Origin of the sequence: Desulforhopalus sp. IMCC35007 (assembly GCF_005116575.1) — a bacterium.
Taxonomy (GTDB): domain Bacteria; phylum Desulfobacterota; class Desulfobulbia; order Desulfobulbales; family Desulfocapsaceae; genus Desulforhopalus_A.
The window spans coordinates 1-15,754 of the sequence record NZ_SWCN01000034.1 but is presented as its reverse complement, the minus strand read 5'-3'; the positions used below and the strand labels follow the sequence as shown (position 1 = coordinate 15,754).

Sequence of the window (15,754 nt, the reverse complement as noted above, 5' to 3'; positions counted from 1 at the left end):
TAAAGAAATGGGGCAAATGACTCTCACTCCTCTTTTCTACCAACCTGCACCGCAATCGGCTCTACCACACCAATCTGCCTGACAAAATTATTCAGGCCCTGAAGCAGGGACCAGGTGATCGCCTGCCCTCTGGGAATAATCAAGGCCCCGTTTTTAGCGACAACATCGTCGATTGGAATCATACCAACGCTTAGATCATGCACCTTCACTGATATAATACGGACCTCACTATCCATTTTAATCTTTGCCAGGGCTTCCAGGTAGGCTGGATTATATCTTCCTTTTTGTTTCTGCAGACTTTTAATGGCTTCGGCCCGGTTTACTCCTCGAAACAGCTGAAAATCAAAGTCAATTACCGCTTTGAGCAGTTGTGCTCCTTGTATGACCTCCTCATCTTCATTGGCCACCAGTTCTTCTGTGTATTGATCATAAGAAAGCAACTGCAGGGCAATCATCCTGGTCACAGCCTCCAGGCGTGGAATTTTTTCCAGCAACCGGGCCCCTACTTCCGGATGTTTTTCATACATCACCCTTTCGTCATCACTCAAGATCACCCCCGAATACATCTTATTGAGAACGTCTCCTGGCAGGGTGACGCAGCCAATCTGTGACATCAGTGCCGCAATCTCGTACTGCCAGGAAGCATGCCAATTTAAGGCCTTGACCACCTGGACAACATAATATGTTATCCTTCCAGCCGAGCTGAATGCTACAGGATTTGCGATACCAAGTAGTTCAGAGAGAACACTCACACTCCCACGCAGGGTCTGCTGCAGCAGTTCTTTTTCGGCATTGATGAGTCGATATTGCCGTTGTGCAAGTGCCAGTGAGGTAATAAAGGTTGCAGGCGGGCAGGGTTTTGTAAGAAATCTGAAAATATGCCCGGTATTTACAGCATCCATTGCTGTTTCCTGATCTGCATTACCCGTGAGCATCATCCGAACCGTATCCGGGTAGAGATCTTTCACCTTCGACAGTAATTCCACACCATTCATCTCAGGCATACGCATGTCTGAAACGATCACCGCAAATGGTCCGTTTTCCTTGAGTATTCTCAAGGCCTCGGCTCCCCCTTCTGCAATTTCAAGAGTGAAACGTTTCCGCAACTGACGCTGAATAGACTGCAGAACATGGGGTTCATCATCTACAAATAAAATTTTTTCTGTCATAATTTTAGACCATTACCACATCGCTACCGTAAATACCAAAGAAGAAACACCAATTTCACTATGCCGTTTCATCAGCGCTTTTCAAGTGGCAGAAGAGAAATCACTCCGCGACTTCCCTGCAGAGTTCCGTCCATTTTTCCAGCCTTCCGTCAAGACCTGCAAGGCTGAGATAGTTTTCATTGAGTTCCGGCGGTGCACCAACACTCTTCTGCGGATGCAATGTATAATATATGAAATCTGCTGCATGTACAGCTACAGCAGGACTGAAAGAAGCACTCGGGTAACTCTCCAACCGGTGATGAAAGGTTATAGCCTCGATTACAGGGCCGGGTAACCCCCATAGACCAATGAGATAACCACCTACATCGCAATGGTTCACCGAAAAAACATCCTGTTCGCATTCAACCAGTGACATATTATGTTTTACCGCAGTTTCTACGGCTTCTATAAACTGTGTTTGCACGGAAGAAAAGAGGAGCAGCTTCCCTATATCATGTATCATCCCGGCAATAAAAGAATTATCAATGACTTCTTTATTGTCTGTCTCGGATGCAGCAATCTTTTTGGCAAAGGCCGCAATTGCAACCGAATGGGACCAGAGCGTAGCTACTGAAAAAGATTTATGGTTCTCGGCTGTTATTTCCGAAAACACTCCTACTCCCAAAACAAGTGCCTTGATGGTATCCAGGCCAAGAAGGTTCACAGCGTGCGCGGGACTGTCAATGGTCTTAAACAAGCCAAAAAAGGCCGAATTGACAAGCTGGAGGACCTTGGCACTCATTGCCATATCCTGACCAATGATCTTGGCGACATCTGCTATGGCACAATCGGGGTCTTTTAAAGCATCACAAAGCTTTTTATATACAGTCGGCAGACTCGGAAGACTGCCAAGACTTGAGACAATTGCTTTGAGATTAGAATTCCTCATTGACTCCTGTAAAGCGCAAGCCCTGAGCAGAACCTCTTTTAAGGTGTTGGGATCAGATGGCTTTGCCAGGAACTGATGAACAACACCGACGGTACGCCACACGGACTCATCGTCTGCCTGGCCTGTCAGCATAATACGGATGATCTGCGGATGTTTTTCCTGAACCGTCTTGAGTAATGCAGCGCCATCCATTCCGGGCATGCGCATATCTGAAACGATGACATGGATTTCTTTTTCTTCCATTATTTCAAGAGCCTCTCGTCCACCCTCGGCAAAGCTGAACTCCACCTCGTCACGCATTGCCCGAAGCATCCTTTTTAACCCCGAAAGGATATTGGGCTCATCGTCAACAAAAAGAATTGATTTTTTGGCCATCAAACGACTCCAAGATTTTATAATTTCAGCTGTAGAACCGAGGTCAGCCTATTTCCACCGTTCCGTCCACTCCTGTTCATTATCTCACAGGATCTTATTTTTGCAAATTTATACAGACCTTTCTTCAGTGGCCTCAGTGCACTTTCAAAATTATTTTAGATAAGGCAGAAAAAGCGCTGCACGGATAAATATATTGATTTTTTTGCCTGACAGGGGCATCTCTATGGAGTGTCTTACTTACAGATAATCTACTCTTTGGAAAATAGTATGGAAAGGCTGAAGCAACGAATTCTGACATGTACAGCTTGTCCGCTTCACAGCGACAGAAACCATGCAATTTTTGGAGAAGGCAATACAAACGCCGAGATTTTTCTGGTGGGGGAGGCCCCGGGAGCAGATGAAGACAGGGTCGGCAGACCGTTTATTGGTAAATCCGGTCAGCTGCTGGATAAAATTTTAGGCGCCTGCGGCTTTACCCGGCAGCAGCATGTATTTATCAGCAATATAGTCCGTTGTCGGCCACCAAACAACCGTGTCCCGACCAACAGGGAAGTAGAGACCTGCATCCCCTACCTGCATGAACAGATAGATCTTGTCAATCCCAGAATCATCATCACCCTTGGTTCCACTGCCACCAGGAAACTACTCAATGATGAGTCGTGCAAAATCACCGCAGCAAGAGGCCACTGGCTCCAGTGGAACAACAGGCTCCTCATGCCGGTATATCATCCGGCCGCCCTGCTCAGAAACCCCAGGCTGAAAAAAGACACCTGGGAAGATTTTAAAAAGGTCATTCGAACCTATCGTAAGCTGGTAGACCCCAGCCACTGCTCCGAGCACTTCCGCGAGTAACAGCTTTGTGCTCCGGGGAGATGATTGATACATTACGCCAGGTTTTCCATGGAATTGATTCCATGGACTGCCGGAGCACCGGCAGAGACCTTACCTTTAGACAATGAGTGAAACGGCAGGCAACAAAGCCTTATGAGCAACATTGCAAGGGGAAGAACAATTTGGAGAAAGAGGGGGATGAGAAGAATGTAAACGATCGTTTCCTGTAGCAATGACATTTCTTACCTCCTTATGTTTTGACTTACATTAGAGAGAAATCTTTCATTAACTGAAACGTTACCCCAGCAATCACACACAAAATGTCTGGTTTATTATTACTGTCAAGTGACATCGAACTTCCCAAGTCAGATATTGTGCAAATTTATGGAAAACGTTGGGATATTGAAGTGTTCTTCAAAATGGCAAAACAACATCTGAAGCTGGTTAAAGAAATCCAGTGTCGTGACTTTGATGCATTAATCGCTCACACAACAATCGTTTTCATGCGCCACATGTTTGTTGCCTACAATTGTCGGCAGTAGGCATTGTAAAGAGTGAATTGAGAGTGCCTGAAACTGAATCCCGAAAGTTGAGTTAAAGAGACAAGCCTGTTTGCAACTCAAGTACATTTATGATGTGCTTGAGTGCATAAATGGGTTTTTTGTGTAATACTCTCACTCGGCTCAATAAATTACAAATCTTACAGGCCTTCTGCTCCCTGCTGGTCTGCTGCACAACAGTTTGGACAGCCGGGAAGACTTCATTGTTGCCTTTCGGGTAATCGAGTGACCATCAATCTGGAGAATTATGTCTGCACTTATTTTCAGCCGTATTATTCTCGTCCAACGGACGCTACTTCCCCTGCTTTTCATCACAGGCATCCTGCTCCCTTTAAGTGCAATAAGCAAGGAACTCACAACACTACAACCCTTTTATCGAAGCGTTACTCTCAGTGGCTTTACCTATCCACGCCAGGAAATGACCGTGACCAGCGAGGTCAGCGGCAGATGTGAAGAGATCGTGGCCGATATCGGGGAACCGATTCCAGAAAACGGTATTCTCGCCACCATAGATCCAACCTTTATCCTGCTCGATATCACGGCAAACACTATCGCCCAGGAACAGACAGAGCGCCAACTCGCTCAGGAAGAGAAAACCCTTTCCAGATACACAACGCTTCTGAGTAAAAAGTCAACTCCCCAAGCGCAGCTCGATGAAGTGAGTCTTGCAACCGACTTACACCACATCACCTTGAAAAAACTGGTCAACGAAGAAAAGAGGCTCAAAGAACAGCTCAAGCGCCATACGCTCAAGGGGCCCCAGGGCTGGCTGGTCATTGAACGATTTGCCGAGCAGGGGGAATATATCCAGGCAGGCAAACCCATTGCCCGTCTCGGAGACTTCCAAAGGCTCATCGTCCCCCTTGCCTTGACCTACAGTGAGTTGCAGGCCCTTAACGGCAAGCAGCCCATCAGCCTTTTTTTCCCCGATCTCGGAGCAGAGGTCCCCGCGACCATCTATCGCAGCGCCCCTGTTTCTGATGCCTCAACCCGAAAAATACATGTGGATTTGATCACCAACGCCAAGCAATCCAACCTCCAACAACAATTACAAGGGGGAATGCGGGCCGAAGTGCAGCTCATAAGCGGCGAAGATACCGGCAGCTTTTTGGTCCCCCACTCGGCTCTCATTAACCGCTATGAAGCCTCATGGCTGGTCGCCCCGGATGGCAGGCGTATTCAGGTAATCTTGGTGGGCCATTCAGATGACGACCAGTTTTCCATTGTCTCGGGCAGTGAGTTAAAGGCAGGACAACAGGTCCAGCTCAGCCCCGATCCTCTTCAATAGTTGGCAGGCAGCCAGACATACAGGCCAGGTATATGCTACAGCAAAGCGGTATGAACCGATTCATCGATTTCACCCTCAGACAGAAAGTTGTGCTGAACATGGTCTTCGTGCTGCTTATCCTGGTCGGCGCCTTTGTCATGCTGCGCATGCCGGTTGAGCGCTATCCGAACATCGAGTTCGGTAAAATGTACATCAACACCTTTCTGCCCGGTGCCTCACCCGAAGATGTAGAGACACTTATCACCAGGGAGATCGAAGATGCCCTGGAAGATATTGAAGACTTAAGCTACGTCCGGTCAACCTCCTACAGGGAGCGCTCCAACATCGTCATCAAATTTGACGATGACAGCGATTATCGTGGGCGTTTTGACGATGTTCGGCTCAAGGTTCTCTCCATTCTCGGCGATCTTCCGGAGTTACCGGAACCCCCGGTATTCAACTTTCTTGATGTAAATGACTGGTTTCCCACGATCAGCGTCAACATCTCCGGCAAACATTCCAATGCCACCCTCGCCCTTGTGGCAGAAGAGCTGAAAATTCCACTGGGCCAGCTTACAGGGGTCAAAGAGACAAAGCTGATCGGTAAATATATACGGGAGTTCCACGTCCTGCTCTCACCTGAGAAAATGCAACGCTACGGTATCACCTACAGCGAGGCAACAGAGATACTCAAGCTCACAAACGTGACCATCCCGGCGGGTCACACCGAGACTGAAAATGGCGAGTTTATCATCAGGGTTGATGAGCAGTTCAGATCACGGGCCGATGTTTTTTCAACCATCATCCGAACAGACAGCGACGGCTCGTTTATTCGCATTGGCGATATTGCAGAAGACGGTTACTTCACCTACCGTGACCCATACATCATCGCCTCTGTGGACGGCCTGGAATGCGTTACCCTGCAGATCTTAAAGTCAAGCAGCGGCAATGCTCTTTTTATCGCCAATAGTGTGCGACAAATCGTAGCTGAACTGCAGCCATCCTATGTAATGGAAGGAATAACCCTGACCGTAACCCAGGACTCAAGCAACAAGATCAACGACTCCATCAGGGTCCTGGGCGTCAATCTCCTCCTTGGTGTTTTCCTCGTCTGCCTCATCATCTGGCAGTTTATGGGCCTGAGAAACGCCGCACTCACCACGATCGGCATCCCCTTTGCCTTTCTGGTGACCATGGTTTTCATGTACCTCAGCGGCAATTCCATCAATGAGGTTTCCCTTTTTGCCTTCGTCCTGGTCTCAGGCATCATTGTCGATGACGCCATTGTGGTGGTGGAAAATATCTACCGCCATATCCAGTCCGGCAAAGAGGTCCGCAGGGCGGTAATCGTTGGCACCTCAGAGGTGTTTTTTCCTGTGATCTCTGCAACCCTGACCACCGCCGTTGCCTTTCTGCCGATGCTCATCATGACCGGGATGGTTGGAGATTTCTTTGAAATTATTCCCAAAACAATCGTTTTCGCCCTAATGGCCTCTTTACTTGAATGTTTGCTGATTCTCCCCTGCCACTATCTGGATTACGGCCCTCGCAGGCAGGAAAAACAGGAACAGGACCCGCTATCGGGCGACAGTTTAGAAAAATACATCAGACAGCTCAACGAAGGGGTTGTTATGCGGACCACCCGCAGACTTTTTGACGCTCTCATCCGCTTGACCATGCGTTTCAGGTACACCTCACTTCTCTCCCTTGGTCTTGCCTTTATTGGTGCCATAATAATTTTTTTCAGTTCCATGCAGGGTGTATCGAACCTCATCCGGATCCAGTTTTTTCCAGACAGCTACGCACTCTACTATGTGGAGCTGACAGGCCCCGCCGGAACCCCGATTTACAAGACAGATAAACTGGTTAAAAAAATAGCCCTGGCAGTGATGGAAGAAGGCAAGGCCATGCACGAATCAGCCCTTGGGTTTTCCGGATTTTATATCAACGAAGATTATTCTCCCCAATACGGGAATAATCTTGGGCACGTCGCAGTGACCCTGCCGGAATCTCAAAAAAGACGGTTTGCCGATTACCCTGAAAACGACGTTATCAAGCATCTTGACTATATGCGTGAGCGGCTCCAACCCTATGTCCCTGCAGGGACGACCCTCTCGATACGGCCTGAAAAAGACGGTCCTCCATCGGGAAAAGATATCAATGTAAGGACCCTCGGCACCAATGCTGAGAATGTGTCTTTGCTTGCCAAAAAACTGCAGGACTATCTTAAGACCCAGAAAGATATCTCACCCTGGCTCATTGATCTGCAAAATGATCAGGGAAGTATCGGCAGGATTTTTCGTCTTAAAATAAACAAGGAGAAAGTCGCAGAATGGGGCCTGACTCTGGCCGAGGTTGCCAGGCTCGCTTCTTCCGTTCTCAATGGACAGATTGTAGGTGAGATGAAACTGCCTGAAGACATTATCGATATAAAGGTGAAGACCCTGCACGACGAAGACGCACAGATGCTAAGAGCTCTAGATGTCCCGGTCATCGAACTGCCTGTTGGTACAATCCGGCTCTCTGACCTTTGCCAGCCCGAGTTTTCCATAGAACCCGGCTACCTCAACCGATATGAGAACCAGCGTGCGATTACCCTGACGGCCAACATCAAACCCGGGGCCCCGATCTCAAGTGCGATGGTTGTCAAAAAAACGAGGGAATACTACCACACCATACGGGATAATTATCCGGGGGCAACGCTTAATTTTTCAGGAGAACATGAATCGACCAAGGAATCTTTTCTGTCGCTGACCTATGCCTTCATCATAGCAATACTGCTTATCTATCTGATACTGGCCGCCCAGTTTCAATCCTATCTGCAACCTCTCATCATCATTTCAGCCGTTATCTTTGCTCTCACAGGCGTCATTTACGGGACACTCCTCTCGCGCACCCTCTTTACCGTCAACAGTTTTGTTGCCATTGTCGGGGTGACCGGAGTGGTGGTCAACGACTCTCTGGTGCTGGTCGAATTTCTGAATACATGTTACCAGCAGGGCATGAAAAAACGTGAGGCGCTCATGCTCGCAGTAAACATCCGGCTGCGTCCCATCCTCCTGACCACATTGACAACCACCCTGGGACTGCTGCCAATGGCCCTTGGAATTCCTGAATACTCCACGGTCTGGGGAAGTATGGCCATGACATTTGTAACGGGGCTCTGCACAGCAACCCTGCTTACAATCATTATTGTCCCTGTTCAATGGGATATCCTGATTGATCTGGAAAAGCGAACCCGATCAATAGAATACAATGAGAATTGAGAAGATAAGAAACCTGGTTGAAAGATTTCCAAGAGAAATAATAGTTACAGCTGCTCATGCAGAAAAGCCGAGTTTAAAGAGGTCTCTCAACAAAAACAATCTACAAAGGTACAAAAAATATGAAAGCAGCAATTCAAACAACCTGGAAAGGAAATCTCACTTTTGAGTCCATGGTAGGAGACCATCCCGTAGTAACCGACGCCCCTGTCTCTATAGGCGGCCAGGATGCAGGAGCAAGTCCGAAACAGCTGATGCTTGCATCTCTTGCCGGATGTACGGGAATTGATGTCGCAATGATTTTGGAAAAAATGAGGGTAAAATTTGATGACCTTATTATCACTGTAGAAGCAGATGCAACCGAGGATATCCCCTCGGTCTACACCGCAATGCACATCACTTACACGTTTAAGGGTAGCGGTCTCGATCTGAAAAAACTCTCAAAAGCTGTAGAACTCTCCCACGACAAATACTGTGGAGTCTCGAAAATGTATGCAAGTTTTCTAAAGATGAGCTGGGAGATAAAAATAGAATCATAAGATGATTGCCCAAGGGTCTAAACAAAGGCAAAGATAAGAAAGGCACCAAAGGCCATTATCAAAGCAGCGCCGACACGGCTATTTGTTTCGACCAATGTTACAGCCCACGAAAAGACCCTTTTGAAACGTTCACGGCTCGTGAGCGTCAGAATTACAGCTATACCAATGCAAAACCAGCCAATAGTTTCAACAACAAAAGGAAAATTTGATATGCTGGATTGAGATATCATGAGAATCCCAAAAATTATTCTCAGTACAACATTGAAAATATGCAGTTCTACCTTGGCCAGTTGTTTTTGCAAAAAACCAAAGATACGCTCAGGCCTCACCACGAGGGCAAGGCCTGTAAAAAAGGTTAGAGCACCAAATATTTGTATCAGCTCAGTCACAACTTACTCCTTCTATGACGGGGGCAGGTCTTGCATTATCAGTACCTTATTGACCAGAGATAATCTTAATCACGATGGCACAACAGATACTTATTTGACCTACAATGTCCTTTATGGTTAAGGAGATGGTTCCAATCTCATCACTACCGGGCCACAACAATGATCCATGCATCTATGGGAGTTATCATCTGCAACAGCATGAATGGAAAAACAAGGTGCACCTGATAGTAAAAAAATAATGAAATTGAGGGCTTCAATCCCACTTTAGATTTTGTCTCTACCCAGGCGACCTTTGATAATTGATGTAATCCCGCTCAGGTATTTGTATAGTCATTCACATCGGGATTAAAATGAAAAAATGAGACAGATTGGGTTTCTTTCCTCAAATCAGCGGGTAATCCCTCAATACAATAGTCTCTTGGAAAGCTTTTAACGACAAATTCATGATCACTTTTTTAAATAAAATAGCAAAACTACCTTCAATTCAAAATGTCCTTCTCCTTTCTCATCATGGAGAAGCACTGTTTTGTGAAAACAACCCTCCATCCTTAAAAATTGATCCGCAAACTGTCACTTTCATGCACGCTGCTATTGCAGATCTTAAAACTCCGAAAACAGCAACTCTCTATTTCAAAAACGGTTTCATTTACCTTCATTCTACGAGCATTGGCTACGTTATCATAACAATGAAGGATAATCGAAATCTGGAAGCATTAGAAGATGCCTGCCGAAAAGTAGAAAAACAACTGGAGCAAGAAAATGTAGGTAAAAAAGTTTTGCTCAATATGTTAGACAAAGCCGAAGACCGACTGAAACCTCAGTTTATACGAACATTGGTCTACTTTGCCGACAAAGAGGTTGCAAAAGTATTAATGAAAATCATTGCAAACCTTGAAAGTCTAGCGGCGAATACAAGAAATGAAGTTTTGCTCGCCGCATGCCAAACCATCGGTTACTGCTCATACTTTGAAGCAACGGCTTGTTTGAATGCAATCTTATCAGACCATAGCGCAGGAAAACATCCGCTCAATGAATATATAGTTGAAGCGGCCGAGCTTGCTGTCCGTCAACTCGAACATATACAACCAGAAAAATCTGAAGAGCCTAAGCCACAGCAACCAAAAACTCAAAAAGTCTCAACTGCCAGCAATACAGCTAAAAGCAGAAATATTCCTGCAGCTCCTAAGGTTGCACCTGTCCCCCAGGAACTCGAAACACTACCAGAAAAAGACCAAATTGTTGCATTGGCTGCAGAAGACAGAAAAACTGAGGCGGTCAAGCTCATTGTCGGTCTTATAAACACTGCGACACAAAACCAACAGTTTGATAAAGCCGAAGCTCTTCAGGAGTGGTTACTGCAGATAGAGCCAATGGCCCTGACAGAAAGTATTCGTGCAACCGAATTAATAGAAGAAAGTAAGAAAGCTCTTATTGATGAAAATTTCTATTTTGTTTGGAAAAATATCGTTGATATTCTTAGCGCAGAAGAGTTTATCGCCCTTTATCATGCTATGAAAAGAAAGAGCTATGCGAGTGGGGAACATCTCGTTCAGCAGGGACAAATCCACTCAGAACTCTTTTTTGTGAACACGGGAAGGGTTCAACTCTACACCCATATCGATGGAAGGGAAATCCCCCTTCAAATCGTATCAGAGGGAGGTCTGCTCGGCCACGGGACCTTTTTCGAACTCTCGGTCTGGACCAGTGCAGCGAAAAGCCAAGGTGCTGAGGTGTTCTCGCTGTCTTATGAGAGTCTGCAAAAATTGGAAAAGAAATACCCTGGCATTGAATCCAAATTGTCAGATTATTGCAGCCATATTGAAACATCTACCACTCTTCTGAAAAAGATGAAGCGCTCCAGGAGGCAGCTTGAAAGAAAAAAAATATCGGGAAAGATTTCTTTTATACTCTTAGGAGCAGATGGTAAAAAAACAGAAGCTGAAGGCAGAGGTAATATTCTGGATATTTCCCAGGGCGGCGTCTGTTTTATAGTGCACTCGTCCCAAAGAAAAAACACTCACTACCTGTTTGGCAAAAAGATACAGCTCTCGATAAAAAAGAGTAATACGAACCCGGCTGTAGAACGTAACGGGAAAATTCTAGCTGTACGAGACCATGATATAATAGGTAACGCCTATTCTGTACATGTTGAATTCGATACGCTCCTCACTGGCTCAGAACTCCGTGAAATAGTGGCCTTCAACAGATAGTTTCACGGAGTCACACCTTTCAGATCTTACGTACAAGCTTCCTGACGACTCCTTTCGCATGACTTTCAGACGAACATTCGATTCTAACTGGAGGTTTACTGGGTATCACAACAGCATCATCTTCAGATCCATACGCTAAAACACCCAGATAAAACTCGCCCAAATTTGAGTGTTCTCCAATGGCCGCAATTGCTTGAACTGCGTCGGTCATTTCCACTCTCTGCGATATATCCCCAACGCTATTTGCAGCCACTTCATCTGCCAGAATACCTGATATCTCACCGAGCCGAGCTGATCTCAATTTTGAAGAAATACCACCTTCCGGACTATCGGCCAAATCCTGCCCCCGTTCCTGCTTTGCGCTTTGAAGTTCAATGTCTTCTTCATCCTCATCTTTCATGCTGACGGCCTGCATAATAACAGTTTGAAGCGGAAGGTTAATTCTGTTTTCTATTGCTGGACAGTTTTTTTCTATAAATACGGTAACATCATTCCAACCAAAAACGATATGAGCGGCATCTAATCCCGTTATCATGCCAACCCGAACGTCAAGCAACTGCCCATCGGTGAAGTAGAGCACTCCACCCCGCGGTGAACCATTATCCAGAACACGCGCGGTACATGTTTTGGCCTCCATCTCCATAAACTGGAAGAATACCGGTGGCGATACGTTGTACATAATTCCACCCTCCGCCTCTTTTTGAAGGTGTTTCATTATACTTTTACAAAGTAATTTAGGCTCAAACGGCTTGGAAAAATATTCATAAACACCCAGAGGAGGAATTAACTCCTGCATCTCTTCTTTTGATTTTCCTGACATGATAATTGCTGGAACATGCGGAAAATGACTTCGTATATGAGAAAAGAGATTTACCCCTTTCATACGAGGCATAATGAGGTCAATACAAACGAGTGAAAAGCAACCGTTTTCAAGTTTTTTGATTGCATCAAGGCCATCATTGGCAAAAACTAAGCTGAAATGTTCGGCGAAAGCCGCCAGTTGCTGTTCCACAACCATCTGTATGACGCGATCATCATCGACAAAGAGAATTTTTCTGTTCATACTATCAACTTTACTCCTGCCTGGTGAACACGACTTTTGTTTTGAACTTTCATCTTAATAACAGCAGTTTAACAGAAAAATTTTTAAAAATACCCACCCAATTTCTTTGTTAATTATGACAGACTTGCGGGGAGAGGACTCTAATATAGGGTTATTACAGATATTATACCATACATGATACAAAAGTTAGACAGATTCTTCCTGCTATCAAAGGTACATGGGGGGATGCGGGATCAAAACGATTCTGTTGTCACATCAATTGCCGTGCTCCCGATGTCTTCCCGCTTGCTGATAGAGATAATCCGATATTCCCGCTGTACCTTATACGCCATACGCCATACGCCATACGCCATACGCCATACGCCAAGTAGCAGGCATAACATCACCAATTATCACAACGAATTGTTTTCCAAAAAATTCCAGAAGAACGGTTTTTATTTTCGTCATCCTCAAAAATCGAGGAAAAACCTGCAATGCTGTTCCCCCCCAAATAAAAGGTAATCAAGTCTTTCTTTTCAGAGTATATTCTAACCAGGGGAAAGTGTATCGATGCAGGAATCAACTCTACAGAAGAGTCGCAAATGGAGGAAAAGAAAAAGAAGCTGCTGATCATTTACCATTCCCAGGGTGGTACGATGAAGAAGATGGCCGACCGTTTTGCCAAAGGGGCTGCAAAAGAAACAAATATTGCCCTCGTTTATAAACAGGCAGCTGAGGCCCAGATCGACGATCTCTTGTCGTGTAGCGGAATTGCCATCGGATCACCTGAATATTTTGGGACCATGGCAGGCCTGATCAAAGACTTTTTTGACCGCACCTATGAAGCCGCAAAAGATCTAACCATAGGGCTTCCCTTCGTTGTCTTCGTCTGTGGTGGGAATGACGGACGGGGTGCCATTACCCAGATTGAGCGGCTGGCTGCCGGTTATAAATGGAAGAAGGTGCAGGAACACAGAAGGATTGTCGGCAGCCCGACGGAAAACGATCTTGCTGATCTGGAAGAACTTGGCCAGACCCTCGCCGCAGGTATAGATTTTGGTATTTTCTAACAGGTCTTGGAAATAGCAACGGGTGCGACATACATTCAACAACAAAGCCGATTGGGGGACAGCTGCACAACATGGAAAAACATATCACCTTTGCAAGTAAAAACCTCACCCTGGAAGGTCTTTACACAAAACACAGTGACACCAGAGGCGCAATCATCACCCACCCTCATCCCCTCTATGGGGGAGATATGTCTAATCCCGTTGTTGAAGCCCTGGTTCGCAGCTACAACTATAAAAACATCACGACCCTGCGCTTTAATTTCAGGGGAACAGGCAGGAGTGAAGGCAAGCACGACGGTGGACTAGGTGAGGGGCAGGATATCCTGGCGGCGATCAATTTCCTTGTCGGCAAAGGAATAACCTCCATCCAGCTGGTCGGCTATTCCTTCGGCTCCTGGGTGATCGCCCATTTACCTGAAGTGCCAGAAGAAGTCGAGGCGATGATCTTCATCTCGCCTCCCATTGCCTTTATTCCTTTTCGAGATGTTTCCACCCTGCCTCTGTTACAGCTCGTGATTACCGGTGAAGAAGATGAATTCGCCCCACCTCAGCTGATCAGGCAAGCCCTCCAGGACTGGAACCCCGACGCGCGGTTTGAGGTTATTGATGCCACCGACCATTTCTATTACGGCAGCTTTAATGCGTTAGAGGATCTCATGGAAAATTTCCTCTCGTGATGAAAGAGGAGTCACATCCATATACGAAGAACTCGCGAAACCCGGCACACAAAAACAACATCCCAGAACTTACGGACAGTACTCCGCCAGCACAATCTATCCGTAGTCGCTACACCTGCAGGTAAAGGGTCCCAATCCTCTTTCGCAACTCTTTTATCTGATGAATTTTCTCCAGAATGTTTACCTCAGGATTACCCGCTTCTCTCTTGAGCATCGTTGTCTGCTCTGGACATATATACCAGGTACAGATAAAAGGGCGCTGTAAACGGGGCAACCTGCAACCGTTTTCCCCAAGATTACAGCAAATCCCTTTAGCACTCCTTGTAATCTGGTGTTCTGGGAAGAGACCTGTTACGAGGTGGTAAATTATTATATCCCGCTGATCATACCAAACTGTAGCTTTGAGGCAGCAGACATCATTACAGGTGGGGCATGTGACTTCACAAAGACGACTCAACGGTGCCTCCACTTCTTCATAGAGCATGATAATAGCATCGATGTGTCCCATCACCTCTGCTCTTGACCCACCAAGTCTTGCACAATTTTTCCCTGTACACTGCAGCATCTCATGCCAATCAGGCTGATGAATCCAGGGAACACTCCAACAGCCTCCCGGTTCATCTCTTGCAGTCGTGGTCACTTCGCCCCTCTCTCAAGAATTTCACTACATTATCTCCAAGTCAGTTTAACAGCCTTGCCTCTGGATCGATGACTCTTTTCCATGAATCACGCTTCCCCCAAAATCACCTGTGTTGAGTGAGGATCTCATCGCAATATGATAATCGCCAAATGACAAAAATGAAAGAGAGGGGGTCAGAGGGTCAAGTCCGCTTTTGACTTTTAACTATTTTCTTTTTTATATTCTCAATTTCTTTGAGCAGATATTTGTCCCTTTCATAACGCAGTTTCACTCTCTGAACCGCGCTACTCACGGTACTATAGTTAATTATTCCAAAGTCCTTACCGACACTTGGCAAGGTTTTACAGCAGAAGAGGCGGACGAGGTAAATAGCAATATCTCTTGGAAGATTCTCTGTTCCTCTTTTGGACAGAAAAAGTTGTTCCCTGGAAATCTTATAATGCGCACAAACAGATGTAATTACCCTTTCCGCGTCCAGTGCAAGAATCTTCGACTCCGGAACCTCCTGTCTGTTTACCAACCCGGAGAACTTTGCTCTGATATCATTTTTAAATGCAGTACTGCCAAGTATCGACAGCATATTTTTCATAGAATAAAATTTTTCAATCTCCTCCGAATCATCCAGAGAGACAAAATCAAGGTACGCTGATTTTTGCCTGCTTTTTACTAGTTGTGCTAACCTAAAATTGATCAGTAAATGGGTGTTGTGCTAACCGAAAATTGACCACCTTAAGCAAGGCCTCTGCTATGATGATTTGCAAAAATCATTAAAGGGGGCAAGGAGTTGCTAAACG

Annotated in this window: 14 protein-coding genes and 1 pseudogene; 8 read left to right on the top strand and 7 right to left on the bottom strand. The window is 45.9% G+C overall.

Features of this window, described 5'->3' with window-relative positions; genetic code table 11:
* Positions 1-23 precede the first annotated feature (23 nt).
* Together FCL48_RS22600 and FCL48_RS22595 are read right to left on the bottom strand one after the other, a co-directional pair.
* Positions 24-1,169 (bottom strand): HD domain-containing phosphohydrolase, encoded by a 1,146-nt coding sequence (locus FCL48_RS22600; RefSeq protein WP_136875972.1) that lies wholly within the window; start codon positions 1,167-1,169, stop codon positions 24-26.
* Positions 1,170-1,269: 100 nt separating this feature from the next.
* A complete protein-coding gene (locus FCL48_RS22595; RefSeq protein ID WP_136875970.1) occupies positions 1,270-2,472 on the bottom strand; it encodes a response regulator in 1,203 nt (400 codons plus the stop codon).
* A 267-nt stretch (positions 2,473-2,739) separates the two neighbouring features.
* On the opposite strand from FCL48_RS22595, the gene FCL48_RS22590 reads away from it, so the two are divergent.
* On the top strand, positions 2,740-3,324 hold the full coding sequence (locus tag FCL48_RS22590) for a uracil-DNA glycosylase family protein (protein ID WP_136875968.1): 585 nt from the start codon (positions 2,740-2,742) through the stop codon (positions 3,322-3,324).
* A 32-nt stretch (positions 3,325-3,356) separates the two neighbouring features.
* Here the strand turns inward: FCL48_RS22590 and FCL48_RS22585 are convergent, their stop codons facing one another.
* Positions 3,357-3,542: a hypothetical protein gene (locus FCL48_RS22585; protein WP_136875966.1), complete on the bottom strand. Its 186-nt coding sequence runs from the start codon at positions 3,540-3,542 to the stop codon at positions 3,357-3,359.
* A 90-nt stretch (positions 3,543-3,632) separates the two neighbouring features.
* Here FCL48_RS22585 and FCL48_RS22580 point away from each other — a divergent pair.
* The 4 genes and pseudogenes from FCL48_RS22580 to FCL48_RS22565 form a co-directional block, all read left to right on the top strand.
* Positions 3,633-3,839, top strand: a pseudogene (locus FCL48_RS22580) (transposase); the annotation flags it as partial.
* 271 nt (positions 3,840-4,110) lie between these two features.
* The gene (locus FCL48_RS22575; protein WP_136875962.1) at positions 4,111-5,151 is read left to right on the top strand and encodes an efflux RND transporter periplasmic adaptor subunit; all 1,041 of its coding nucleotides are present in this window, start codon (positions 4,111-4,113) and stop codon (positions 5,149-5,151) included.
* Positions 5,152-5,201: 50 nt separating this feature from the next.
* Positions 5,202-8,396 (top strand): efflux RND transporter permease subunit, encoded by a 3,195-nt coding sequence (locus tag FCL48_RS22570; protein WP_136875960.1) that lies wholly within the window; start codon positions 5,202-5,204, stop codon positions 8,394-8,396.
* A gap of 119 nt (positions 8,397-8,515) precedes the next feature.
* A complete protein-coding gene (locus tag FCL48_RS22565) occupies positions 8,516-8,932 on the top strand; it encodes an OsmC family protein (RefSeq protein WP_136875958.1) in 417 nt (138 codons plus the stop codon).
* A gap of 17 nt (positions 8,933-8,949) precedes the next feature.
* Here the strand turns inward: FCL48_RS22565 and FCL48_RS22560 are convergent, their stop codons facing one another.
* Positions 8,950-9,321, bottom strand: coding sequence for a hypothetical protein (locus tag FCL48_RS22560; RefSeq protein WP_136875956.1), 372 nt, complete (start codon positions 9,319-9,321; stop codon positions 8,950-8,952).
* A 443-nt stretch (positions 9,322-9,764) separates the two neighbouring features.
* On the opposite strand from FCL48_RS22560, the gene FCL48_RS22555 reads away from it, so the two are divergent.
* Positions 9,765-11,531 (top strand): cyclic nucleotide-binding domain-containing protein, encoded by a 1,767-nt coding sequence (locus FCL48_RS22555; RefSeq protein ID WP_136875954.1) that lies wholly within the window; start codon positions 9,765-9,767, stop codon positions 11,529-11,531.
* 19 nt (positions 11,532-11,550) lie between these two features.
* Here FCL48_RS22555 and FCL48_RS22550 read toward each other — a convergent pair whose 3' ends face one another.
* Positions 11,551-12,594 (bottom strand): response regulator, encoded by a 1,044-nt coding sequence (locus FCL48_RS22550; RefSeq protein ID WP_136875952.1) that lies wholly within the window; start codon positions 12,592-12,594, stop codon positions 11,551-11,553.
* Positions 12,595-13,175: 581 nt separating this feature from the next.
* Between FCL48_RS22550 and FCL48_RS22545 the strand changes: the two genes are divergently transcribed.
* Positions 13,176-13,643 (top strand): flavodoxin family protein, encoded by a 468-nt coding sequence (locus FCL48_RS22545; RefSeq protein WP_136875950.1) that lies wholly within the window; start codon positions 13,176-13,178, stop codon positions 13,641-13,643.
* A 71-nt stretch (positions 13,644-13,714) separates the two neighbouring features.
* Positions 13,715-14,320, top strand: a complete 606-nt coding sequence (locus FCL48_RS22540) for an alpha/beta hydrolase (RefSeq protein WP_136875948.1) — start codon at positions 13,715-13,717, stop codon at positions 14,318-14,320.
* A gap of 109 nt (positions 14,321-14,429) precedes the next feature.
* On the opposite strand, the gene FCL48_RS22535 is transcribed toward FCL48_RS22540, so the two are convergent.
* Positions 14,430-14,960 (bottom strand): hypothetical protein, encoded by a 531-nt coding sequence (locus FCL48_RS22535; RefSeq protein WP_136875946.1) that lies wholly within the window; start codon positions 14,958-14,960, stop codon positions 14,430-14,432.
* Between the two features lie 181 nt (positions 14,961-15,141).
* Positions 15,142-15,549, bottom strand: a complete 408-nt coding sequence (locus FCL48_RS22530; protein ID WP_136875944.1) for a helix-turn-helix domain-containing protein — start codon at positions 15,547-15,549, stop codon at positions 15,142-15,144.
* Positions 15,550-15,754 lie beyond the last annotated feature (205 nt).

Excerpts from the sequence above, each read along its gene's own strand:
- FCL48_RS22575 (WP_136875962.1), top strand. The coding sequence starts at position 4,111 with ATGTCTGCACTTATTTTCAGCCGTATTATTCTCGTCCAACGGACGCTA.
- FCL48_RS22585 (WP_136875966.1), bottom strand. The coding sequence starts at position 3,542 with ATGTCATTGCTACAGGAAACGATCGTTTACATTCTTCTCATCCCCCTC.
- FCL48_RS22565 (WP_136875958.1), top strand. The coding sequence starts at position 8,516 with ATGAAAGCAGCAATTCAAACAACCTGGAAAGGAAATCTCACTTTTGAG.
- FCL48_RS22570 (WP_136875960.1), top strand. The coding sequence starts at position 5,202 with ATGAACCGATTCATCGATTTCACCCTCAGACAGAAAGTTGTGCTGAAC.
- FCL48_RS22595 (WP_136875970.1), bottom strand. The coding sequence starts at position 2,472 with ATGGCCAAAAAATCAATTCTTTTTGTTGACGATGAGCCCAATATCCTT.
- FCL48_RS22550 (WP_136875952.1), bottom strand. The coding sequence starts at position 12,594 with ATGAACAGAAAAATTCTCTTTGTCGATGATGATCGCGTCATACAGATG.
- FCL48_RS22600 (WP_136875972.1), bottom strand. The coding sequence starts at position 1,169 with ATGACAGAAAAAATTTTATTTGTAGATGATGAACCCCATGTTCTGCAG.
- FCL48_RS22530 (WP_136875944.1), bottom strand. The coding sequence starts at position 15,549 with ATGAAAAATATGCTGTCGATACTTGGCAGTACTGCATTTAAAAATGAT.
- FCL48_RS22545 (WP_136875950.1), top strand. The coding sequence starts at position 13,176 with ATGGAGGAAAAGAAAAAGAAGCTGCTGATCATTTACCATTCCCAGGGT.
- FCL48_RS22590 (WP_136875968.1), top strand. The coding sequence starts at position 2,740 with ATGGAAAGGCTGAAGCAACGAATTCTGACATGTACAGCTTGTCCGCTT.
- FCL48_RS22540 (WP_136875948.1), top strand. The coding sequence starts at position 13,715 with ATGGAAAAACATATCACCTTTGCAAGTAAAAACCTCACCCTGGAAGGT.
- FCL48_RS22555 (WP_136875954.1), top strand. The coding sequence starts at position 9,765 with ATGATCACTTTTTTAAATAAAATAGCAAAACTACCTTCAATTCAAAAT.